This is a genomic window from Vibrio sp. 2132-1 (genome assembly GCF_033344315.1).
Genome location: NZ_JAWPON010000535.1, coordinates 1 through 612, shown reverse-complemented (window position 1 = coordinate 612; position 612 = coordinate 1). Strand labels below are relative to the sequence as shown.

Genomic DNA, 612 nt, shown 5'->3' with positions numbered 1-612 from the left:
TTGAATGGTATTTATTCTTAATTAAATATGGCAAGAATTTTATTTATTACGTGAATGTGTGTGTTGATATTAAAAAAGAAAACAGAGCCTGCCCTCAATGCGACTCCTCACTAAGCAGACAAATATGCCTCCCTGAGGCAATCATTCTCTGAAAAAAGCGTTTACATTCGGATTCCGCAATCCACCTCAAGCACGCGGACAGTGAAGTAATCACTCTCAAGAATGTATTTGACGGCATGCGCGATTTCACTCGCTTCCCCCATTCTCCCTACCGGAATCATCTTTTCTAGACGTTCGATCGCCTCTGGTTTCATTTGATCAGCCATCGCCGTATGTACAACCCCTGGCGCAATCGCAGCGGCTCGAATGCCGTACCTTGCAAGCTCGCGTGCCCACGTTGTTGCCATGGTAGCGACCGCCGCTTTGGAGGCGGAATAGTTGGTTTGACCAATATTCCCGGCTCTCGCAACGCTGGAGATATTGATGATGACCCCTTGTGAGCCACTTTCAATCATTTTTACAGCAGCCTCACGCCCACACAGAAATGTTCCCGTGACATTGACATTCATGACGAGATTAAACTGCTCCAAAGACATTTTGTTGATAACGCCA

Annotated in this window: 1 protein-coding gene; it reads right to left on the bottom strand. The window is 46.2% G+C overall.

From position 1 onward, the window contains the following. Positions 1-161: 161 nt before the first annotated feature. The coding region (locus tag R8N47_RS26495) for an SDR family oxidoreductase (RefSeq protein ID WP_318186270.1) at positions 162-612 on the bottom strand (451 nt) is incomplete at its 5' end.